The organism is Actinomycetospora chiangmaiensis DSM 45062 (assembly GCF_000379625.1).
In the GTDB taxonomy this organism is placed as follows: Bacteria; Actinomycetota; Actinomycetes; order Mycobacteriales; family Pseudonocardiaceae; genus Actinomycetospora; species Actinomycetospora chiangmaiensis.
Genome location: NZ_KB903220.1, coordinates 134,834 through 155,418, shown reverse-complemented (window position 1 = coordinate 155,418; position 20,585 = coordinate 134,834). Strand labels below are relative to the sequence as shown.

19 protein-coding genes and 1 tRNA gene are annotated in these 20,585 nt (G+C 74.5%); 12 read left to right on the top strand and 8 right to left on the bottom strand.

What is annotated here, in order from left to right; translation table 11 throughout:
* Positions 1 to 91 precede the first annotated feature (91 nt).
* Positions 92 to 1,183 (top strand): questin oxidase family protein, encoded by a 1,092-nt coding sequence (locus A3CO_RS0109250; RefSeq protein ID WP_018331965.1) that lies wholly within the window; start codon positions 92 to 94, stop codon positions 1,181 to 1,183.
* A 30-nt stretch (positions 1,184 to 1,213) separates the two neighbouring features.
* Positions 1,214 to 1,645, top strand: coding sequence for a nuclear transport factor 2 family protein (locus tag A3CO_RS0109245; RefSeq protein WP_033414148.1), 432 nt, complete (start codon positions 1,214 to 1,216; stop codon positions 1,643 to 1,645).
* A gap of 16 nt (positions 1,646 to 1,661) precedes the next feature.
* On the opposite strand, the gene A3CO_RS0109240 is transcribed toward A3CO_RS0109245, so the two are convergent.
* From A3CO_RS0109240 to A3CO_RS0109230, 3 genes are read right to left on the bottom strand one after another with little or no spacing between them, the layout of a single operon-like run.
* A complete protein-coding gene (locus A3CO_RS0109240) occupies positions 1,662 to 2,279 on the bottom strand; it encodes a carboxymuconolactone decarboxylase family protein (RefSeq protein ID WP_018331963.1) in 618 nt (205 codons plus the stop codon).
* Positions 2,280 to 2,288: 9 nt separating this feature from the next.
* On the bottom strand, positions 2,289 to 2,741 hold the full coding sequence (locus A3CO_RS0109235; protein WP_018331962.1) for a GNAT family N-acetyltransferase: 453 nt from the start codon (positions 2,739 to 2,741) through the stop codon (positions 2,289 to 2,291).
* A gap of 49 nt (positions 2,742 to 2,790) precedes the next feature.
* A complete protein-coding gene (locus A3CO_RS0109230; protein ID WP_026204431.1) occupies positions 2,791 to 4,164 on the bottom strand; it encodes an MFS transporter in 1,374 nt (457 codons plus the stop codon).
* Positions 4,165 to 4,666: 502 nt separating this feature from the next.
* Here A3CO_RS0109230 and A3CO_RS39390 point away from each other — a divergent pair.
* The 4 genes from A3CO_RS39390 to A3CO_RS0109210 all read left to right on the top strand — a co-directional run bounded on the left by A3CO_RS39390 (position 4,667) and on the right by A3CO_RS0109210 (position 9,200).
* Positions 4,667 to 5,503: a C40 family peptidase gene (locus tag A3CO_RS39390; RefSeq protein WP_018331959.1), complete on the top strand. Its 837-nt coding sequence runs from the start codon at positions 4,667 to 4,669 to the stop codon at positions 5,501 to 5,503.
* Between the two features lie 100 nt (positions 5,504 to 5,603).
* Positions 5,604 to 7,229 carry a DHA2 family efflux MFS transporter permease subunit gene (locus A3CO_RS0109220; RefSeq protein ID WP_018331958.1) on the top strand — a complete coding sequence of 542 codons (1,626 nt, stop codon included), beginning with the start codon at positions 5,604 to 5,606 and terminating at the stop codon, positions 7,227 to 7,229.
* 76 nt (positions 7,230 to 7,305) lie between these two features.
* Positions 7,306 to 7,593: a hypothetical protein gene (locus A3CO_RS0109215; protein ID WP_018331957.1), complete on the top strand. Its 288-nt coding sequence runs from the start codon at positions 7,306 to 7,308 to the stop codon at positions 7,591 to 7,593.
* Positions 7,594 to 7,673: 80 nt separating this feature from the next.
* Complete coding sequence (locus A3CO_RS0109210; protein ID WP_018331956.1) at positions 7,674 to 9,200, top strand: putative bifunctional diguanylate cyclase/phosphodiesterase; 1,527 nt, start codon at positions 7,674 to 7,676, stop codon at positions 9,198 to 9,200.
* Here A3CO_RS0109210 and A3CO_RS0109205 read toward each other — a convergent pair.
* From A3CO_RS0109205 to A3CO_RS0109190, 4 genes are all read right to left on the bottom strand, one after another.
* A complete protein-coding gene (locus A3CO_RS0109205) occupies positions 9,160 to 10,587 on the bottom strand; it encodes an AMP-binding protein (RefSeq protein WP_018331955.1) in 1,428 nt (475 codons plus the stop codon). The two genes, A3CO_RS0109210 and A3CO_RS0109205, sit on opposite strands and share 41 nt — an antisense overlap.
* A gap of 24 nt (positions 10,588 to 10,611) precedes the next feature.
* Positions 10,612 to 10,845 carry a hypothetical protein gene (locus A3CO_RS0109200; RefSeq protein ID WP_018331954.1) on the bottom strand — a complete coding sequence of 78 codons (234 nt, stop codon included), beginning with the start codon at positions 10,843 to 10,845 and terminating at the stop codon, positions 10,612 to 10,614.
* A gap of 239 nt (positions 10,846 to 11,084) precedes the next feature.
* Positions 11,085 to 11,810: a GAF and ANTAR domain-containing protein gene (locus A3CO_RS0109195; protein ID WP_018331953.1), complete on the bottom strand. Its 726-nt coding sequence runs from the start codon at positions 11,808 to 11,810 to the stop codon at positions 11,085 to 11,087.
* 287 nt (positions 11,811 to 12,097) lie between these two features.
* Positions 12,098 to 12,172, bottom strand: a tRNA-Ile gene (locus A3CO_RS0109190).
* 204 nt (positions 12,173 to 12,376) lie between these two features.
* Here A3CO_RS0109190 and A3CO_RS38640 point away from each other — a divergent pair.
* The 3 genes from A3CO_RS38640 to A3CO_RS0109180 all read left to right on the top strand — a co-directional run bounded on the left by A3CO_RS38640 (position 12,377) and on the right by A3CO_RS0109180 (position 14,947).
* Entirely contained in the window at positions 12,377 to 12,526 is a 150-nt protein-coding gene (locus tag A3CO_RS38640) for a hypothetical protein (RefSeq protein ID WP_018331952.1), read from the top strand.
* 97 nt (positions 12,527 to 12,623) lie between these two features.
* A complete protein-coding gene (locus A3CO_RS0109185) occupies positions 12,624 to 13,259 on the top strand; it encodes a hypothetical protein (RefSeq protein WP_018331951.1) in 636 nt (211 codons plus the stop codon).
* 14 nt (positions 13,260 to 13,273) lie between these two features.
* The gene (locus tag A3CO_RS0109180; protein ID WP_018331950.1) at positions 13,274 to 14,947 is read left to right on the top strand and encodes an alkaline phosphatase D family protein; all 1,674 of its coding nucleotides are present in this window, start codon (positions 13,274 to 13,276) and stop codon (positions 14,945 to 14,947) included.
* A gap of 61 nt (positions 14,948 to 15,008) precedes the next feature.
* Here A3CO_RS0109180 and A3CO_RS0109175 read toward each other — a convergent pair whose 3' ends face one another.
* A complete protein-coding gene (locus A3CO_RS0109175) occupies positions 15,009 to 15,806 on the bottom strand; it encodes an enoyl-CoA hydratase/isomerase family protein (protein WP_018331949.1) in 798 nt (265 codons plus the stop codon).
* A 93-nt stretch (positions 15,807 to 15,899) separates the two neighbouring features.
* Between A3CO_RS0109175 and A3CO_RS0109170 the strand changes: the two genes are divergently transcribed.
* The 3 genes from A3CO_RS0109170 (at position 15,900) to A3CO_RS31080 (ending at position 20,536) form a co-directional block, all read left to right on the top strand.
* Entirely contained in the window at positions 15,900 to 16,442 is a 543-nt protein-coding gene (locus A3CO_RS0109170; RefSeq protein ID WP_026204426.1) for a Uma2 family endonuclease, read from the top strand.
* 99 nt (positions 16,443 to 16,541) lie between these two features.
* On the top strand, positions 16,542 to 17,687 hold the full coding sequence (locus A3CO_RS0109165) for a metallophosphoesterase family protein (protein WP_018331947.1): 1,146 nt from the start codon (positions 16,542 to 16,544) through the stop codon (positions 17,685 to 17,687).
* Entirely contained in the window at positions 17,684 to 20,536 is a 2,853-nt protein-coding gene (locus A3CO_RS31080) for an AAA family ATPase (protein WP_018331946.1), read from the top strand. Before A3CO_RS0109165 ends, A3CO_RS31080 begins: the two co-directional genes overlap by 4 nt.
* Positions 20,537 to 20,585 lie beyond the last annotated feature (49 nt).

Here is a 20,585-nt window from a genome sequence, read left to right as displayed (position 1 = left end):
TATAAGACAGTCCGTTGCATGTAAGACACAATGGATGATAGACAGGCGGGGTGGAGGCGCCCGGGACGCGCGCTCCCCGAGGAGGAGACCGATGGGCGAGACGCGGTACTTCGAGGCCGTCAACGATGCGTTGGACCGGCTGCACGACCTGGGGTTCGAGTTCGGCGAGGTCGGGGACCTGGCGAACCACGGCCCGATGGGGTCGGAGACGCTGGCCATTCTGGGCTACCCCGACCAGGTCGCCCGGTGGGCCGACGGCTACCACCGCAAGCCCCACCACGAACGACCGGCGCCGCGGTTCGCGATCGACGCACACGACGAGGAGTCGTGGCGGCCGGCGTTGGGGCGCTTCGACCGGGCCGGGGACTGGGAGCAGCTCTTCGACCGGGAGCTGGCCGAGGCGCCGTGGCGTGAGGTCCTCGCGCGCTGGTGGTCCCGGCTGCTGCCGGGCCTGATGGCGAGCTTCACCCACGGCATGATCCGCACCGCCCACGCGGTGCGGAGCATCTCCTCGACCCCGTCGCCGACCCCGCTCCAGCTCGACGAACTGGCACGCGGCCTGTCCTATTGGGCGGCCCGTTACCGCGCGCTGCCGGGCGAGGCCCGGCTACGGGGGCGGCTCTCGGTCGCCGACGCCGTGGCCACGCTCCCCCGTCCCGATCTCGAGGAGGGCCTCGAGGGGCGGCTGGCCCGGCTCGACGGCCTCCCGGGCTGGGACGACGCCCTCGACGCCCTCGCCCCGGCCACGCTGCAGCGGATCCTCGGCGACATGACCGCCGAGTTCGCGGGGGTCTACCTCGCGCACCCCGAGGTGTTCCCGGTCCCGCTCGTCCACGGCGTGACCGCGCCGGCCGCCGTGCGCATGGTGCTGCCCCATCTGCCCGGTGACCTGCACGAGCGGAGCGTGGCCGCGGTCTGGCACGTGCACACCGCGATGCTCCTCGGCTTCACCGGCGACCGTCGTGGCGAGGCCGAGGCGCTGGCCCGGGCCGCCGGGACCGAGTCGCCCGGCTTCACCGAGCTGGTCGGTCGGGCGGTCGAGAACGGCGACGAGCACGTCATGAAGTTCACCGAGGCCTGCCAGCGCGAGTACGGGCTGCGGCCGGACCCACGGTTCCCCGCCGCGGTCATGGCCGCCCAGGAACGGATCGCGGGCGCGCAGGAGACCATCCAGCACCTCTAGGTGCCGGCACCGATCGGAGAGGACCGGACGATGTTGACCAACGATCACCCCCACGCCGAACTGCTGGCGCGGATCTACGGGACGGTGGGCGCGGGTGGCGGCCCGGAGGTCCTCCAGGCGGCCATCACCGAGCCGTTCGTCGCGCACACCGCCGGGCACGGCCCCATCGGGGGGACCCACGTCGGCGCCGCGGGCTTCACGGGCCACATCGCGCTGCTGCGCGCGATGAGCGACGGGACGATGCGCCGCGCGTCGATCGAGTTCTGGGCCGACGACCGGTGGGCCGTCGTCCCCCAGGTCCTCACGGCCACGCGGAACGGGCGCACCCTGGAGATGGAGGTCGCCGGTTTCTGGCGGTTCGGCGGGCCGGAGGAGCTCGTCGAACACTGGGAGGCGGTCGCCGACCCGGCCGCCTGGGACGCCTTCTGGAACACCCCGGCTCCCGTGGCGCCCGGCCCCTGACCATGCGGCCCGCGCGTCACGGTGCCGGCGGGATCTCCGGCGCCGGCACCTCGAAGGCGTTGAGGAGGGCGGAGGTCGCGAGGTACATGCCGATGAGGTGGACCATGTCGAGCACGCCGTCGCGGCCGAAGGCCGCCTCGGCCGCGGCGTAGGTCGCGTCGGCCACCCGGTGCTCGCGCACGAGCTCGGCGGTGAACCGGTGCGCGGCGAGCTCCGCGCCGGTGAAGCCCTCCGTCGAGCCCGTGCGGATCCCCTCGATCACGGTCTCCGAGAGGCCGACCGACCGGCCGACCGCCACGTGCGCGTAGATCTCGTAGGCCGCACCCCAGGCGACGCCGACGGTGAGGATCACGACCTCGCGGATCGGCACCGGCAGCGAGGAGTTCCGTTGGTCGTTCGCGACCCACTGGTTGAACCCGGCGCTCTGCCCCGGCCGCAGCACGAACGAGTTGAACGGCCCGATGAGGCCGCCCTGGTCGTCGGTCGCGGCGAAGCCGGACTTCTCGGCCCAGCGCTGCTGGCGCTGGTGGATCCGCTCGGCGGCGGCCTGCTGGTCGTCGTCGAGGTCGATCGACTCGTTGCGGGGCAGTCGCCCGCCCCAGTTCTCGGCGTCCGCCGTGGGGAGATCCGTCACGACGCCGGATTACCCCGCCTCGGGCGGCGTCCACCGGAAGAGGGTGGAGTCACGGCGGACGAAGCCGCACCGCTCGTAGAGCCGGATCGCCGCCTCGCGGGACGGCCGTGAGGTCAGGTCGACGGTGCGGGCGCCGACCTCCACGGCCCGGTCGAGCGCCGCGCGCACCAGCGCCTCGCCGACCCCCCGGCCCCGCGCCGCGTCGTCGACCACCACGTCGTCGACGTGCGCCCGCAGGCCGGTCGGCAGCGGGTACATCACCAGCGTCAGTGCGCCGACCACCGTGTCGCCGGCGGTCGCGGTGAAGAGCGTGCACGCCTCGTGCTGCACCACCCACGCGATCGTCTGCTCGTCGAACGTCGCCGAGCGCGAGAGCTGCGGCAGGAGCCGCTCGACGGCCGCGAGCAGGTCGTCGTCGACCCGCTCGACGATCTCGATGACGACGGTGTCCGGCTCGCTCATGGCCGCGACGGTAGACCCAGCATCGCCAGCGCCTCGTCGGTCGTCAGGGTCATGCGGCCTCCAGCCGGGCGAGGGAGCGGTCGAGGATCGTGATGAGCAGGAAGAGGCCGGACGCCACGAGCATCACGACCGCGAGGACGTGCAGCCCCGCCGTCGTGGCGCCGTCGGCCGCGAAGGCGAATCCGCCGGTGGTCCCGGCCGCGATGGCGCCGAGGTAGAAGAACGTGCGCATCAGGCCGGCCGAGGACGCGGTGCGCTCGGGGTCGGCCTGGCGGTAGACGGCGTTCTGGATCGCGAGGTTGTTCAGGCCCTGCGGCACCCCCGCGACGAGGGCGACGACCACGATCAGCCAGATCGGGCTCGTCGAGCCCAGGAACAGCAGCAGGACCCCGACGAGGAGCTGCCCCGCCGAGCCCACGAGCAACTTCCCGCGGATCTCCCGGCGCCGACCGGTGAGCGCCGCGACCCCGATGCCGCCGAGGAAGATCGGCAGCAGGGCGAGCCCGGCGCCGGAGGCCGACAGCCCGCGCCCCTGCTCGAGCCACTGCGTGTACCCGTAGAGGATCGCGTAGGAGACGGTGGCGCCCAGGAGAGCGCGCAGGAACGTCAGCAGCAGCGGACCGTTCCCGGCGAGCACCCGGACGTCGAGGAACGGGTGCGCGGCCCGCAGCTCCCACCACACGAGCGCGGCGGCGGCCACCACCGTCACCGCCGCGAGCGGCCACAGCGCCGGGCGCTCCAGGACGAGGAGCAGCGTCACCAGCGTCGCGGTGAACAGGACGATCCCGGCCGGGTCGACGAGCGAGGCCACCCGCTCCCCCGCCGAGCGCCTCCCGGCGCCGCGCGGCAGCCGCCACCAGCCCACCGCCAAGGCGATCACGGCGAGCGGCAGGTTGACCGCGAAGGTGGCCCGCCAGCCGCCGACGCCGATGAGCAGGCCACCCAGCGTCGGGCCGATCACCGCGATCGTCTGCGTCGACACCGAGAGCACGGTCAGCACGGTCTCCGGGCTGTCCTGCCCCGTCCGCTCGGACTCGCGGCGCACCAGGGCCATCGCCGCCGGGTAGCCCGCGCACGTCCCAAGCCCGAGGACCACCCGGGCCGCGACGAGCGTCCCGATGTCGGGGGCGAGCAGCCCGAGCAGGCCGCCGAGCCCGACCAGGGTGGTCCCCACAAGGTAGAGGGGCCGAGGGCCGTAGAGGTCGACGAGCCGTCCGGTGACCGGCTGGCCCACGGCCGTTGCCAGGTAGAGGCCGGACACCAGCCACGCCGTCTGCGCCGCCGACGCGCCGAGGGCGATCCCGATCGGGACGAGCGCCACCGCGATCAACGAGGAGTTGACCGGGTTGAGGATCGAGCCGAGCACCATCGGCAGCAGGAGCCGTCGGTCGAACACGCGCTCCCGCGACCTCACGTCCGTCATGTTCTCAGCATAGATACTCAGTCCGAACTGTGCATCTGTCGTTCGGCGCGGGCCGTCGACCCTCCGGCGCGGGCCGTGGAACCGGACGAAGGGGTCGACCGTGTCGTGACCCGGCACTCGGCGGCACGGCCGACCGCCGTGTCCCTGCTCCACGTGGCCGTATCGACCTGCGTTCCCGACGGCAGGTGTCGGCGGGTCCGCGCCGGACGGTCCCCTCCCGCGACCACCGGACGCCGAACGGTGCGCCGCGCCGGGGACACGCAGGGGGGTGCAGATCACGGAATGGTCTCGGTACGGTCTCGACCGGCTCGTCACCCGACGGGCCACCGCGCTCTCCGCCCGGGTCACCGACCCGTCCCGGTGACCCGTTCCCCGGGCGTCGAGCGAGGGACGACCGCGTGCGGGCCCCGAGCCGATCCCCAGCGGCACGGAGCCCGACCGAGCGGCCGCAGGACGGGAGCGGTGGAACCCCGAGCCACCGTGTCCGGCCAGGAGATCCCCCATGGGACGTCACGCCGCCGTCGCCGGCAGTCCGTTCACCGCACCCTTCGGGGCCGTCGCGCTCGTCGACGGGCCCGCCCGAGGCCACCGGGGCGGTCCGCGCACCGCGGCCGGCCCGATGTCCACCGGTTCCCTCACGCGCGCAGGCATCGCCGCCGCCCTGGTGACCGCGAGCGCCGCCGCCGTCGCCGGCTCGACGGGCACCTTCCCGTCGCTGGGTGACGCCGACGTCGCGAGCACCGGCACCAACCTGCTCTCCGTCTCCTCCCCCGACGCCGCCGCGGTCCCCGCTCCCCGGGCCGCGACCGTCATGCCGGTGTCGCTGGCCGCCGCGCCGGTGGCGACCGCACCCGCCGTCAAGACCGTGTCACCCGCGCAGAAGGCCGCGGCCGCGAAGGCCGCGGAGCAGGCCGCGCAGCAGAAGGCCGCCGCGGCGGCGACGAAGGACCAGGCCGACTCCGGGTCCGCCTCGAGCACCGCCGGCCTCGGGTCGCTGGGCGAGCGGATCGTCGCCCAGGCCGCCTCCTTCAAGGGCGTGCCCTACGTCTGGGGCGGCACCACGCCGAGCGGGTTCGACTGCTCGGGCCTCACGAAGTACGTCTTCGGCAAGATGGGCATCAGCCTGCCGCGGACCGCGCAGCAGCAGTACGACGCCGCGCAGCACATCTCGCAGAGCCAGGCCCAGCCCGGTGACCTGGTGTTCATGGGCTCCCCCGGCGACGTCTACCACGTCGCGATCTACGCCGGGAACGGCAAGATGTGGACCGCGCCGGAGACCGGGGAGACCGTGAAGCTCGGGAACCTGTTCGGCGACTACTCCTTCGGCCGCATCCGGTGACGTAGCTCTCCCCCAGGACTTGCTGACACTCACTGCCATATTCGCGATGGAGCGGGTACCACGATCAGTGGCCTGACCCGACGCTGACGCAGGAGGCGGCATGTCCACCGACACCGACCTCGACGCCCGGCCCGCGACCGTCACCGACGCTCCGCGGCCCGTGGTGTCGGACGTCGCCCCGACGCCCGCCCCCGCGGCGGCGCCGCCCGCCCCGGAGGCCCCGGCCCGGCGCGAGCCGTCGTCGGGGAAGGGCGGGGGGAACCCCTGGATCCTCCCGCTCCTGGTGCTGGTCGCCGGGATGTTCATGTCGGTGCTCGACATCAGCATCGTCAACGTCGCCATCACGACGATGCAGAACGACTTCGGGGCGACCACCGACGAGATGCAGTGGGTGTCGACGGCGTACTCGCTCGCCGAGGGCGTCGTCGTCCCCGCGAGCGCGTGGCTGGGCATCCGCTTCGGGCTCGGCCGCGTCTACACGATCGCGATGATCTTCTTCGCGCTGTTCTCGACGCTCTGCGGCTTCGCGTGGGACATCAACTCGATCATCGCCTTCCGCATCCTGCAGGCGATCCCCGGTGGCGTGATCCCGGTGGTGGCCCTGGCCGCGCTGTACAAGATCGTGCCGAAGGACAAGCTCGGCGCCGCGATGGGCATCTACGGCCTGGGGATCATCTTCGCGCCGGCCATCGGCCCGACACTCGGCGGCTACCTCGTCGAGTACGTCAACTGGCGGCTGATTTTCTTCATCAACGTGCCGATCGGCATCGTCGGCGTGCTCGCGGCGATCTTCTTCCTCCCGTCGTTCCCGAGCACCCGGGGCCGGAAGCTCGACGTCCCCGGCTTCGTCGCGGTCGCCATCGGGTTGTTCTCGATGCTGCTGGCCCTGCACGAGGGGCCGACGTGGGGCTGGACGTCCTACCCGACGCTGATCCTGCTGACCGTGGGCGCGCTGGCGCTGGCGCTGTTCGTCGTGATCGAGCTCGAGGTCGACGAGCCGCTGCTCGACCTGCGGGTGTTCGGCCACTGGCCGTTCACCAACTCGCTGCTGCTCATCGCGATCATCTCGATGGGCCTGTTCGGGGTGCTCTTCTACATCCCGGTCTTCCTGCAGCAGTACCAGGGCCTCGGCGCCTTCGAGACCGGCCTGCTCCTGCTGCCGCAGGCCCTCGTCATGGCGTTCGTGATGCCGGCCGCCGGGTTCATCTACGACAAGATCGGCGCCCGGATCCCCGCCGCCCTCGGCCTCGCGATCGTCGCCGGGACGACGTGGGAGCTCGCCGGGATGACGATCGACGTCTCTCACGGCCACCTCGAGATGCTGCTGGCCGCACGCGCCGCCGGGATCGGGCTCGCGATGATGCCGATCATGACGGGCGGGCTCGGCTCGCTGCCGTCCTTCCTCTCGGAGAACGGCAGCGCGGTGAACACCCTGGTCCAGCGGGCCTCGTCGGCGATCGGGCTCGCCGCCATGACCGCGATGATGACCATCCAGCAGGCGCAGGCCTCGGCCGACCGCACCGGCCTCGCGTCCATGCCGGACGGGTCGAGCGGGATGACGATGGAGTACCAGATGTACTCCAAGCTCCAGAGCCTCTCGTTCGTCACCGCCATGAACGACCTGCTCTACGCCACCGCGATCCTCACGGCGCTCGGCGTCCCGCTCGCCCTGATGCTGCGGCACGGGAAGCCGGCGCCGTCGGACGGTCCGGCGATGGCGCACTAGAGGTGGCTGCGCCCTGTGAGTATTAATCCGCGTCCTGGCACGGATTAGTACTCACGGGCCGGAGGCACCCCCACCTATGGGCATCAAGGACGCGATCTCGAAGGCCGCGAACGCGATCAAGGGCGAGGACGGGCCGCTCGGCCCGCCCGCGTCGGGTGAGCCGTCGGAGCAGGACGTGCCGCAGGACCCGCGGGTCGCGAGCAGCCGCGCCACCGGCGGGGAGCACCCCGACGCCGATTGCCGGTGGGACGAGATGTCGACGACCGGGACGGGCGACACGGACGAGTTCGTCGGGCGGGTCGCCGGCGACGACCCCGCGTACGCGGAAGAGACCGGCGCCGAAGCACGACGCACCCGCGAGTAGCCCGAAAGAGGCAATAGCTTTAGCCCGTTCATCGCAGCGCTGCCGTAAGCTCAGTTGCGTGTCGAGCCAACGGCGCCGTGATGACCGCGCGGACGGGTGAGGGTCTGGCCCGCCGGCTCGACGAGCTGGCCGGCTTCGTGGTGGAGCTCGCGTCCGGACGGCTGGACGCCCGCCTCACCCCCTCCCACGAGTCCGACGACATCGACGCGATCGTCGTCGGGCTCAACATGCTCGCCGAGGAGCTGCAGGGGCTGACCGTCGACCTCGAGGGGCGGGTCGAGGCCCGCACCCGGGAGCTGGCCGACGCGCACGCCGCGCTGGAGTCGCTCGCGCACTCCGACCCGCTCACCGGGCTCGCGAACCGCACCCTGCTCCACCAGCGGCTGCGTCAGGTCGAACGGTCGTCCGCGGTGCCGGCCGTCCTCGTCCTCGACCTCGACGGCTTCAAGGCGGTCAACGACAGCTTCGGCCACGAGGTCGGGGACGCGCTGCTGGTCGCCGTGGCCGACCGGCTCCGCGGGGTCGTGCGCGAGACCGACACCGTCGCGCGGCTCGGCGGTGACGAGTTCGCGATCCTCGTCCACGACGCCTCCCCCGGGCAGGCCCTCGACATCGCCGAGCGCATCCGCACCGTCCTGGCCGCACCCGTCGTCGTGCAGGGGCGGACGTGCTGGGTGAGCGCCAGCGTCGGGGTCCGGCTGGGCGGCCGGTGCGGGGACTCCACCGACGACTTCCTGCGCGACGCCGACACCGCCATGTACCGCGCGAAGTCGCGGTCGCGGGGCGGGGTGAGCGTGTTCGCGCCGTCGATGCGCCGCGAGGCCCAGGCGCGCACGCGGCTCGCCGACGAGCTGCGGACCGCCCTGATCACCGGTCAGCTCGTCGTCCTCTACCAACCGATCATGGACCTGGAGACCGACCGCGTCGTCGCCGTCGAGGCGCTCGCCCGCTGGCGGCACCCGGAGCGCGGCTTCCTCACCCCGGACGTGTTCCTGTCGGTCGCCGAGGACACGGGGCTGATCACGGCGCTCGACCTGTGGGTGCTGGAGACCGCGGCGGCCCAGGTCGCCCGCTGGCGTGCCGACGTGCTCGGCGACGCGCCGTTCACGGTGCACGTCAACGTCTCCCCCGTCGAGCTGCGGGCGCCGCGGTTCGTCGAGGACATCGTGGAGTGCACGCGTCGGCACGGCCTCGCGCCGCAGGACATCACCCTGGAGATCACCGAGCACCGGCTCCTCGGCGACGACACCCTCACCCGGGACGCGCTCGGGGAGCTGCGGGCGGCCGGCGTGGGCGTCGCCATCGACGACTTCGGCACCGGGAGCTCCTCCCTGGGCTATGCGCGCCGCGCCTTCGTCGACGAGGTCAAGATCGACCGCTCCCTCGTCAGCGACCTCGACGTCGACGAGCACCAGCTGCGCATCACCACGGCGATCCTCGTGATGGCCCACGCCTTCGACCTGGTCCCGATCGCCGAGGGGGTCCAGACGGCGGGTGAGGCCGAGGCACTGCGTCGGCTCGGCTGCCGCTACGGGCAGGGCTGGTTCTGGAGCCCGCCGGTTCCCGCTACCGAGCTGGAACCGCGGCTGCGACGGCAGCGCGCCTGACCTTCCCCGCGTCGTCGCGCAGTGGGTCGTCGACGAACGTGTACCCGCGGGGCTGCTTGTGCCGGCTCAGCCGCTCGGCCGCGTGGTCCCGCAGCGCCGGTTCCGACGACGGGTCCGCCTGCACCACCGCGTGCACGACGCGGCCGAGGTCGTCGTCGGGCACCCCCACCACGACGGCGTCGTGGACGGCCGGGTGCCCGAGCAGGACCGCCTCGACCTCGGCGGGATAGACGTTCGCGCCCCCGACCACCACCATGTCCGCGCGCCGGTCGGCGAGGTACAGGTAGCCGTCGTCGTCGAAGGAACCCATGTCGCCCAGGGACTCCCAGCCGTCGCGGGCCCGCGGCTCGGCGCCCAGGTAGCGGTAGGTCGGCGCTCCCTCGGGCCGCATCCAGATCTCCCCGACGACGCCGGGCGGCACCTCCCGCCCGTCGTCGTCGGTGATGCGGACGTGCCCGCGGGTGACCCGACCGACCGAGCCGGGGNGGGCGAGCCAGTCCCGGCCGTCGATCATCGCGCTCGCCTGCGACTCAGTGCCCGCGTACAGCTCGACGAGGATCTCCGGGCGGGGCAGCCGTGCCAGCCACCCGCGCTTGACCTCCGGCGGGCACGGCGCGCCCACGTGCAGGGCGGTGCGCAGGCTGCCCAAGCGGCCCCACCGGTCGTCGGGAACGGCCCGGAGGATGCGCGACATCATCGTGGGCACGAGGTAGAGCCACGTGACGCCGTGCTCGGCGACCAGAGCGAGCGTGCGGGCGGCGTCGAAGCGCTGCATCAGCACGACGTGGTGGCCCTGCAGGAGCGCCATGAGGCTGAACATGTAGGGCGCGTTGTGGTGCAGCGGGGCGGTGGCGAGGAAGACCCCGTCGCGGTCGATGCGCAGGCCGTCGGCGCGCGCGAGGACGTGCTCGGTGCAGGCGGCCTGTCCGGCGACGATGACCTTCGGCGTGCCCGTCGAGCCACCCGAGGTGGGCGCCTTCCAGGACGGTCCGACGACGTCGGGCAGCGGCGCGTCGTCCGCGGTGGTGAGCTCGGGCTCCCGGTCGATCACGACGGCGGGTCGCGCGACCGCGAGCACCGCCTCCCGTTCGGTGGCGGGGAGCCGGGCCGACAGCGGCAGCGGGACCGCGCCGAGCTTCCAGGCGGCCACACTCGCCGCGACGTGGTGCACGGTGTTGGGCAGGGCGATCGCCACGAGGTCGCCCCGGGCGACCCCGCGGGCCGCGAGGGTGCGGGCGAGCCGGTTGGTGAGCCGGTCGAGCTCGTCGCGGGTGAACCCGGCGTCGCCGTCCGAGACCGCCGGCGCCGCGGGGGCCGCGTCCGCGAGCTCCCGGAGCCGGGTGGCCAGCGGGGTCGGGCGCTCGGGGAGGGCGGGCTCGGCGATCACACCGCGGGAGCCTGCCCCCTCACGTCACGCGCCGCAGGCGGGGCAGACGCGTCGCTGCGCCGCGAGGTCGCCCCCGGCGGCCCACACCCGGACGACCGCGACCACCGGCGACGTGCCGTGGTGGTGGACGGCCCCATTGACGAGGGCCTTGCGGAGGGCGGCGACCGCGCCGGGGACGTCCGGCGTCACGGCCGGGAACGCGCCGGAGGCCGGCTCGCGCGAGCTCGGGACGGCGAGGTGGTCGAGGGAGACGGTCATGTCCCTCCCGACGGCCGGTGGGGCCGGGGACTTGATCCGGTGAAGGAGTGCGCCGCCCCTGAGACCGCCCTGCATGATTCCCCCGATCTTCGTACCGCTCTGGTCGCCGGGGTGATCGTGCGTCACCGGGGGCCTGTTACGCAGGGCCCCGTCACCCGACGAGACCAGTCGTTCCCCGGTGAGAACGCGGATCGCAACGACCCCGCGACGTCGACGTGACCACCCGAACGTGTGGCGCGTCAGTCCGTCGAGCGACCGGCACCCCGGGCCACGGCCTCCTCGACGAGCCAGCGCGCCACGTCGACGAGCTTCATGTTCGTGTCCTGGGAGGAGCGCACGAGCATTTGGAACGCGGCGTCGCCGTCGGTGCCGAACCGCTCGACGAGGATCCCCTTGGCCTGCCCGATGAGGTCGCGGCTGTCGACGGCGCGCTGCAGGTACTGGGCCTGCTCGCTGCCGTAGAGCAGCATCGCCGCCTGGGAGGCGAACAACGTCGCGGTGAGCAGCGCATCGCGGTCGAACGCGTCCGGCCCGGCCGCGTAGAGGTTGAGCGCCGCCCGCATCCGGCCACCGGTGTTGAGCTCGCAGGACACGATCGACCGGAACCCGGCGTCCACCACGTGCGGGGTGAAGCGGGGCCAGCGGTCGGCGTCCGCCCCGGCGAAGTCACGCACCACCACCGTGCCGTTCTCGGGCGGGTCCTCGATCGCCGTCACGCACGGCCCCTCGTGGAGATCGCCCTGCAGCCGGTCGAGCTTCGTGATCGACCCCGACGTCGGGTTGCGGGAGGTGACCTCCCCGTCCTCGGTCATCGAGATGCCACCGGCGTCCGCGCCGTCGACGGTCGCGACGGCTGCCGCGACGATCTCGGCGAGCGTCCGGTCGAGGTCACGGATGCTCCGTTTCCCCGTCAGCTCCCGGGCCGCACGGCGGAGTGCGACGGCGAGTTCCTGGTGGTCGACCATGGAGGGAACGGCCCCTTCCGCCTGGGGTGCGGATGACGAGTGCGGGGCAGCCCTGAGGTGGACCAACCTTCGTATCCCGGCCTACCCGTTCGCTCGACGAACGACACGAGGCCGGGTGTGAACACGCTGTGCGGGCCCCGTCTCGTGGTCCCCCCGCGACGACGGCGACCGTGGCGTGGACAGGATGAGCCCAGGAGCCGTGGGGTATCACCGGTGTGAGGCCGGCGGCGTCGGGACGACGGCGCCGCCGGCCGGTCCACCCCGGGCGGGCCGGAACCCGTCGCCGGTGGGGCAGGTCGGGCTCGAACCGACGACCTGACGGATTATGAGTCCGCTGCTCTGACCAGCTGAGCTACTGCCCCCGTGCGGCGCGCTCGGACGCGTGGCCGCGCCGCGCACCCTATCGGGCGACCGGATCGGACCCGTCGGCGCGACGCACGATGCCGGGCGCCCGGACCTCCCCCGGGCCGGCCCGGGCGCCGGCTTTCGTTGCGATCGTGGAACCCCGCTGGACATCGGCACATCACGGGCCGACCATCGAAGGACCCGACCTCGTGGAGGCAGCCATGCGCCTGGGACGTCGACTCTCCGCCGGCATCGCCGAGGACCCGCCCGCTCCCGTCCCCGCGCGGGAGGAGACGCCGGAACCGGTCGCCGTGGCGGCCAAACCCGTCGTCGAGGACCGGTCGTCGGACCCCGTGGGCACCGGGGGCTGAGCTGCGCCCGCTCTCGCGGCGCGGCCGCGCCGAGCCGGACGGCGATGCCGGGGCGGACCGCAGGCCCGCCCTGCCCGGCTGGAAGATCGCCTACCCGATGCTGTCCGCGGACGGCACCGCGGTCGGCTTCAACGGCGTGGCCCTCGGCCGCAGCCAGGTCTACGGGACGGTGGCCGAGGCGGTCTGCGTGCAGTCGCCGCGCCACCGCTGCCCGTCGACGTGGTGCGACTGCGGCTTCTACTGCTTCCACGAGGCCGACCAGGCCCGCGCGCTCGCCTGCGACGAGCAGTACGAGCGCGCCGTGCTCCTCGAGGTCCTGGCCTCGGGGCGCTACGTCTCCTACGAGCTCGGGCTGCGCTACCAGCGCCAGACGGTGCGGTCGGTGCGCCTCGGGCGCTGCCGCTGCGGGCGGACGGCCGCGGCCCTCGACGACGTCGGTGGCGGCATCGTCGGCTGGCGGCGGCTCGAGGCCGTCTGCCGCGAGTGCGCCGGCCGTCGTGCGGTGCTCTCGCTCGCGCGGCTCGCCCGTCTCGCCGGCGTGCCCGTCGACGTCGACGAGGGCGCGGAGCGTTCGGTCCTGGCTCCGCTGGCACCGCTGACCGATCCCGACGTCGGGGCGGCGGACCTCCCCCCGGACGCCGAGATCCCCCTCCTCACCGCCGAGGTCACGCTGCTGCAGGCGCGGCTCGACGAGGTCCAGCGACGCTTGCAGCGGCTCACCGGCCCGGCGTGAGGCACGCTGTCGGGGTGACCGACAGCACCGCACTCGTCCTCGGGCCCCTGCTGCGTCACGTCGGGACGACGACGGCGACGGTGTGGGTCGAGGTGGACCGTCCGGGGACGGTGGAGGTGCACCTGGGAGACGCGGCGCCGCGGAGCTCGACGTCGAGCGGCAGCCACACGGCCCCGACGTTCACCGTGTGCGGCCAGCACTACGCGCTCGTCGTCGTCCGCGATCTCGCGCCGGGCAGCGTGCACCCCTACGAGGTCCACCTCGACGGCGAGCGCGTCTGGCCGGTCGAGGGGCTGCCGCCCTCGCGCATCCGCACCCGGTCCACGCACACCGGGCGCACCCAACGGGTCGTGTTCGGGTCCTGCCGCTACCCCCCGACGGGCGACCCGGAGCTCGAGACCACGCTCGGGGTCGACGCCCTCGACGCCTACGCGGCGCGCCTCGTCCGCCGGCTCACCACGGTCACCGACGACGAGGCGGCCGCCGCCGAGCTGCCCGACGCGGTCTGCCTGCTCGGGGACCAGGTCTACGCCGACGAGACGACGCCCCGGACCCAGGAGTGGATCGCGCGTCGCCGCGACGAGGACGAGGGCGCCGGGACCGAGATCGCGGACTACACCGAGTACGCCCACCTCTACGCCGAGACGTGGCGCGATCCCGAGGTCCGCTGGCTGCTCTCCACCGCCCCCGTCGCGATGATCTTCGACGACCACGACATCCGGGACGACTGGAACACCTCCCAGGCGTGGCGCGAGGAGATAGCGCGGCTCGACTGGTGGCCGACGCGCATCCGCGCGGGCCTCGCCTCGTACTGGGTCTACCAGCACCTGGGCAACATGGATCCCGCGACGCTCGAGTCCGACGACGTCTACCGCAAGGTCCTGGCGTGCGAGGGCGACGCCTACCCGGTGCTCGACGAGTTCGCGGCCCGCGCCGACGCCGCCGTCGGGCAGCCGGAGGGCATCCGCTGGAGCTACCGCTGGGACCTCGGCGGCACCCGGCTGCTCATGGTCGACTCCCGCTGCGGGCGCGTGCTCAACGACGACGAGCGCCTCATGATCAACGACGACACCTTCGCCTGGCTCGAGTCCGAGGCCGGCGCGCCGGACCTCGACCACGTGCTCATCGGGTCGTCGATCCCCTGGCTCATGCCGCCGGCGATCAGCCAGGTCCAGTCGATGGACGAGCGCTCGGCCACGCGCGGCAGCCGCGTGGCGGAATGGCTCCGGCAGGCCGTCGACCTGGAGCACTGGCCGGCGTTCCGGGCGTCCTTCGACCGGCTCGCGCGGCTCGTGGAGCGCACCGCCGCGTCGTCGACCGCGCCCGCCACGGTCTGCGTGCTCTCCGGCGACGTGCACCACTGCTACGCGGCGCGCGCCACGTTCCCGACGCCCACCCACTCGCACGTCTACCAGCTCACCTGCTCGCCGGTGCGCAACGAGGTGCCGTGGTTCATGGAGTACGTGTTCGCCGCGGGGTGGCGACGGAGCGCGACCCGCCTCGCCCGGCGGCTGGGGCGGGCCTGGGGCGTGCCGCCCGAGCCGGTGGAGTGGGACGCGATCGGCGGGCCCTACTTCGGCAACGCGATCGCGACGCTCGAACTCACCGGACGCAGCGCCCGGGTGCGGTTCGAGCGCTCCACCCGCGAGGGCAACCTGGAGCCGATGAGCGTGCTGCCGCTCACGTAGGTGCGCTCCGCGCCCGTGAGTACTTCTCCGTGCCGGAGCACGGAGAAGTACTCACAAGCCGTCAGGCACCCTCGAACGTCGCCTTCCCGTGGCCGCGCTCGACGAAGGAGTCCATCGCCCCGCGCAGGTCGGCGGTCCCGAAGAGCTTCCCCGCGATCCCGGCGGTGCGGGCGTTGGCGGTGTCGAGCCCGGCGTCGGCCAGCGACGCGAGGATCTCCTTGGTGGCCGCGTGGGCCGCCGTCGGGCCCACGGCGAGCTGCTGCGCGAGCGTGCGCGCGGAACCGTCGAGCTCGTCGTCGGGAACCACCCGGTCGACGGCGCCCCAGCGCTCCATCTCCGCCGCGGCGAAGCGACCCGCCGTCATGACGAAGTACTTCGCGCGGCCCTGCCCGCACCGCTGCGCGAGCCGTTGCGTGCCGCCCATCGCCGGGGTGAGTCCGACCGTGGCCTCGATGAGCCCGAAGCTCGCGGACTTGCCGGCGACGATGAGGTCGCAGGCCAGGGCCAGCTCGAACGCCCAGGTGAGGGTGAGGCCGTGGGCCGCGAAGACGGTCGGGAACGGGAGGCGGTGGACCCGCTCCCCCAGCTCGAGGAGCTCGGCGAAGTAGCGGGTGCCTGCCTCGACGTCGCCCGCCTGCGCGATCGGCAGGAACGAGTCGCGGACGTCGACGCCGCCGCTGACGACCTTGCCCTCGGCCCGGAACAGCGCGGCCCGTGGGTGCGCGGCCTCGAGCTGCGTGACGGCCTCGGCGAGCGCCGTGTGCATCGCGCGGTCGTACAGGTTCAGCGGCGGGTGGTCGATCGTCACCACCGCGAGGGCGGGGTCGGTGCCGGTCTCGACGCGGATCGGGGAGGTCACGCGCCGACCCTGCCAGGTGGAACCGTTCCAGGCTGGGCTACGTCAGCGGGAGACGAAGCGAAGCTCGACCCGGCACGAGGGAGTGTGAGCCTCATGTCCATCGTCGATCCCGGCCACCTCCTCGACCTGGCGCAGTGGGACGCGCTCCCCGAGGACTCCGGTCGGCAGATGGAGCTGGCCGAAGGGGTCCTGCTGGTGGCCCCGAAGCCGCTCCCCGTCCACCACCGCATCGTGAAGCGCCTCCTCACGCAACTCGACGACGGCGCCGGAGGACGGTGGGAAGCCTTCTCCGAGGTCGAGGTCGTGATCGACGACGCGGCCGCCGCCACCGTGCGGGCGCCCGACGTCGTCCTGGTCCGGCCGGACATCTCCGTGACCGTGCCGCGGTGGACGGCGGACGAGGTCCTCGCCGCGGTCGAGGTCATCTCCCCCGGCAGTCGTCGGCTCGACCGGATCGTCAAGCTCCACGAGGACGCCGACGCCGGGATCCCGACCTACCTCGTGGTCGACCCGGGTCCGCCGGTGGAGCTGACCGAGTTCGCGCTGGTGGACGGGGCGTACCGGCAGGTCGCGGTGCACCGCGGGACGGCGGCGTTGCAGCTCGGCGTGACGCTGGAGCTCGACGCCCTGGCGTGAGTGTCGGACCCCTGTGCTCTCCTGATCATGGTCGGCGCGGGGTGTCGGTGGGAGGGCCTCCGGCCGCGCGGCCTACGGTGCTCGTGCGGGGAGGTGAGCATGCGCTTCGTCCACACCGCCGACTGGCAGCTGGGGATGACCCGGCGGTTCCTCGGCGCGGGTCGGGTCGGGCAGGCGGTCGGTGAGGCGCAGGCACGGTTCGCCCAGGCCCGCCTCGACGCGGTCGCCGCCCTCGGGCGGGTCGCGGCCGACGAGGGCGCGGCCTTCGTCGTGGTGTGCGGGGACGTGTTCGAGTCGAACCTCGTCGGGCCCGATGTGGTGGGCCGCGCGTGCGAGGCGCTGCGGTCGTTCACGGCGCCGGTGCTGCTCCTGCCCGGGAACCACGATCCGGCCGATGCGTCGCTGGTGATGCGCCGGGCCGACTTCACACGCCGGTGCCCGCCGCACGTGACGGTGCTCGACACGCCCGGGGTGCACGAGGTGGCGCCGGGGATCGAGGTGGTGGCCGCGCCGTGGGCCACGAAGCGCCCGCTGTCCGACCTCGTGGCCGACCGGCTGCGCGCCCTCGAGCCGGCCCCCGAGGGCGTGGTCCGGGTGCTCGCCGGGCACGGTGCGGTCGACGTGCTGAGCCCGGACGACCAGAACCCGGCCGTGATCCGCACGGCGGAGTGCCGGGCCGCGCTCGCCGACGGGCGGATCCACTACGTCGCGCTGGGCGACCGGCACTCCACCTGGCAGCTGCACGGCGAGCCGCGGATCGGCTACTCCGGCGCCCCGGAGGTCACCTCGCACGAGGAGACCGACCCGGGGAACGTCCTCGTCGTGGACGTGGGGGCCGACGGCGCCGCGTCGGTGCGCCCGGTCCGGGTCGGCCGGTGGGCGTTCACCCGCGAGCAGGCCGTGGTCGACACCGACGAGGACCTGGCGGCGCTCGACGCCCGGCTCGACGCGCTCGACGCCCCGGAGCGCACGGCGTTGCGGCTGGCCGTCGAGGGGACGGTGACGCTGCGCCAGCGCGCCCGTCTCGACGAGATCACCGAGGCGCACGGCCCGGTGTTCGCGGCGCTGGAGGTCGACACGTCGGCCGTGGCGGTCCGCCCCGACGACGCGGACGTCGAGGCGCTCGGGCTGACGGGGTTCGCGGCCGAGGCGGCCCGCGAGCTCGCCGACGCGGCCCGGGACACCGCGGACCCGGTGGCGCTCGACGCCCTCGCGCTGCTGCACCGGTTGGCGGTGGCACGGTGAGGCTGCTCCGGATCCGCCTGCGCGACTTCCGCGGGGTGCACGACCGCGAGGTCCACCTCGCCGAGTCCGGCGTCACCGTGCTCGAGGGCGAGAACGAGGTCGGGAAGACCTCGACCGTCGTCGCGCTCGACCTGCTCATCGACTTCCGCGACGACTCGAAGGCCTCGCCGGTCCGGGCCGCCGCGCCCTCGGGGCGCGACGCCGGGCCCGAGGTGGAGGCCGAGTTCGTCACCGGGCCCTACCGCGTCGTGTACCGGAAGCGGTGGCTGCGACGCCGGCTCACCGAGCTCACCGTCACGGGCCCGGCGACCGAGCAGCTCACCGGCCGCGAGGCGCACGACCGCCTGCTGGCGATCCTCGACGAGACGATGGACCGGGATCTCTGGCTCGCGCTGCGCGTGGAGCAGCACACCCCGCTGGGGCAGGCCGACCTCGGCGGGCACGACGCACTGACCCGCGCGCTCGACCGGGCGGCGGGCGGGAGCGGCCCCGACGCCCTCGGACCGGCCGCGGACGCCGCCGCCGAGGGACTCGTGGAGCGGGCGCTCGCGGAGGTCCGGCGCTACCACGGCGGGCACGGTCGTCCGGTCGGTCCGCTGCGGGAGGCCGCCGAGCGGGTCGCGGCGGCCCGGGCCGAGGCCGACACCGCGGCGGCCGCCGTGTCCGAGGTGGAGCGCGACGTCGACCTGCGCGCCGACCTCGACCGCGAGACGACCGGGCTGGCCGCCGAGCGGCGGGCGCAGAACGACCGGGTGCGTGAACTGGAGGACCGCTGGTCGGCCCTGCAGGCCCGGCAGCAGGAGGTCGCCACCAGCGCGGAACGGGCGGAGGCCGCCCGGGAACGGGCGAGCCGCGCCACCGAGCGGCAGGACGCCCGCGCCCGCCTCGTCGCGGCGGCCGACGTCGCGGAGCACGCCGCAGAGCAGGCGCAGCAGGTGCTGGCGGGCCTCGAGACCGGCGACCTCGCCCGGCGGGAGGACCTCGCGGAGCGCCGGGCCGAGGCCGACCGCGCACGCGCGGCGTCCGACGCGGCCACCGCCGCCGCCCGGACCGCGGCGACGGCCCTCACCCTGGCCCGCGACCGGGCGGAGCTCGCCGAGCTGCGCGGGCGGCTGCGGCGGGCCGAGACCGCCGAGGAGGCCCGCCGGGAGGCGGCGCGCGCGGCGGCCGGGCCCTGCGCGGACGGGGCCGCGGTCGAGCGGCTGGAACGGCTCGACCGGGCCGTCGTCCAGGCGGAGGCCGAGCTCGCGGCCGGCGCCGCCACGGTGGAGCTCACCGGGATCGCCGACCACACGACGCTGGCCGTCGACGGCACCGGCCGCGACGTCGCCGCCGGGGAGACCACGACGCTGCCGGTCGCGGACGCCGTGACCATCGACGTCCCGGGCGCGGTCCGGATGACGGTGCGGCCGGGCCGTGACGGCGAGGCCGCACGACGGCGGGCCGCGGACGCCCGCGCCGCGCGGGACGAGGCGTGCACCGCCCTGGGGGTGGCCGACGTCGCCGCCGCCCGCACCGCCCTGCGGGCGGCCGGTGAGGCGGCCGCCCGGGTGCGCGAGCTCGCGGCCGTGGTGGAGCGGGAGCTCGGCGGCCGCACTCTCGACGAGGTGCGCGCAGCGATCGCCACGCTCGCCGAGCGGGTGCCCACCGAGGCCGTCCCGGAGCCCTCGGCCGTCCGGAAGCGCGGGACGCGACGGCCGGCGCCGGACGAGCCGGGGCTGTTCGAGGAGGCCGGGCTGCTCGACGACGCGCCCGCCGACCCGGAGCCCGAGGACCTCGAACCGCTGCGGGTCGAGGCGGTGCGCACCCTCGACGTCGCCGACGAGGCCCACCGGGCGGCCCGGGCCGCCGAGGACGCGTGGCGCCGCCTCGACGCGTCGGTGACCGGCGCGGGGGCGGAGGTCGTGGCGGCCCGCACCGCCCTGGCCGTCGCCCGGGCCGAGGCCGACCGGCGCGCCGCCGAGCTGCGGGACGCCCGTGCGGAGCACGGCGACGAGGCGCTGGCCGCGGCCGCCACCGACGCGCTCGCGCGGGCCCGCCGCTACGAGGCCGACCACGAGCAGCGGGCCGCGGCGCTGGCGGCGGACGACCCCACCACGGTGGAGGCGCTCTACGCGACGGCCAAGCGCGCGGTCGACTCGCTCGCCGAGCGGACGGCCGACGTGGAGCGCCGCCGTGCCGAGGTCACCGGACGCCTGCAGGTCGCGGGCGGGGAGGGCCGGCACGACCGGCTGGCGGCCGCCCGGACGGAGCTCGCGGCCGCGGAGCGCGAGCACGCCTCGGTGTCCCGTCGTGCCGCGGCGGCGCTGCGGCTGCACGAGACCCTCGCGCGGCGACGCGACGAGGTGCGGCGGGCGTACGTGGCCCCGTTCCGGCGCGAGGTCGAACGGTTGGCGCGGATCGTGTTCGGGCCGACGCTGGCGCTCGAGGTCGACCCGGCGCTGCGGATCGTCTCGCGCACCCTGAACGGGGTGACCGTCCCGTTCGACGCGCTGTCCACCGGGGCGAAGGAACAGCTCGGGCTGTGCGCCCGGTTGGCGGTGGCCGCCCTGGTCGACGCCGAGGACGGGGTGCCGGTCCTCATCGACGACGCGCTCGGGCACTCCGACCCGGGCCGGCTGGAACGGCTGGCGGCCGTGTTCGGGGCCGCGGCGGCCGGGTCGTCGCACCAGGTCGTGGTGCTCACGTGCACCCCGGCCCGCTACCGCGGCATCGGCGCGACCCGCACGGTGACGCTGAATCCGTCGTACCCGCCGCCGCAGGCGGTGCCCGACGACCGGGACGGGGAGCCCGCGGACGGCGAGGACGACGCCCCGTCGGAGCCCACCGGGGAGTTCCGCGCGGGCTGAAGGGGCCCGCGGCGAAGCCGGCCCCGGCCCGCTCGCCAAGAGTCACACC

Excerpts from the sequence above, each read along its gene's own strand:
- A3CO_RS0109250 (WP_018331965.1), top strand. The coding sequence starts at position 92 with ATGGGCGAGACGCGGTACTTCGAGGCCGTCAACGATGCGTTGGACCGG.
- A3CO_RS0109245 (WP_033414148.1), top strand. The coding sequence starts at position 1,214 with ATGTTGACCAACGATCACCCCCACGCCGAACTGCTGGCGCGGATCTAC.
- A3CO_RS0109235 (WP_018331962.1), bottom strand. The coding sequence starts at position 2,741 with ATGAGCGAGCCGGACACCGTCGTCATCGAGATCGTCGAGCGGGTCGAC.
- A3CO_RS0109230 (WP_026204431.1), bottom strand. The coding sequence starts at position 4,164 with ATGACGGACGTGAGGTCGCGGGAGCGCGTGTTCGACCGACGGCTCCTG.
- A3CO_RS39390 (WP_018331959.1), top strand. The coding sequence starts at position 4,667 with ATGGGACGTCACGCCGCCGTCGCCGGCAGTCCGTTCACCGCACCCTTC.
- A3CO_RS0109220 (WP_018331958.1), top strand. The coding sequence starts at position 5,604 with ATGTCCACCGACACCGACCTCGACGCCCGGCCCGCGACCGTCACCGAC.
- A3CO_RS0109215 (WP_018331957.1), top strand. The coding sequence starts at position 7,306 with ATGGGCATCAAGGACGCGATCTCGAAGGCCGCGAACGCGATCAAGGGC.
- A3CO_RS0109210 (WP_018331956.1), top strand. The coding sequence starts at position 7,674 with ATGACCGCGCGGACGGGTGAGGGTCTGGCCCGCCGGCTCGACGAGCTG.
- A3CO_RS0109200 (WP_018331954.1), bottom strand. The coding sequence starts at position 10,845 with ATGACCGTCTCCCTCGACCACCTCGCCGTCCCGAGCTCGCGCGAGCCG.
- A3CO_RS0109195 (WP_018331953.1), bottom strand. The coding sequence starts at position 11,810 with ATGGTCGACCACCAGGAACTCGCCGTCGCACTCCGCCGTGCGGCCCGG.
- A3CO_RS38640 (WP_018331952.1), top strand. The coding sequence starts at position 12,377 with ATGCGCCTGGGACGTCGACTCTCCGCCGGCATCGCCGAGGACCCGCCC.
- A3CO_RS0109185 (WP_018331951.1), top strand. The coding sequence starts at position 12,624 with ATGCTGTCCGCGGACGGCACCGCGGTCGGCTTCAACGGCGTGGCCCTC.
- A3CO_RS0109170 (WP_026204426.1), top strand. The coding sequence starts at position 15,900 with ATGTCCATCGTCGATCCCGGCCACCTCCTCGACCTGGCGCAGTGGGAC.
- A3CO_RS0109165 (WP_018331947.1), top strand. The coding sequence starts at position 16,542 with ATGCGCTTCGTCCACACCGCCGACTGGCAGCTGGGGATGACCCGGCGG.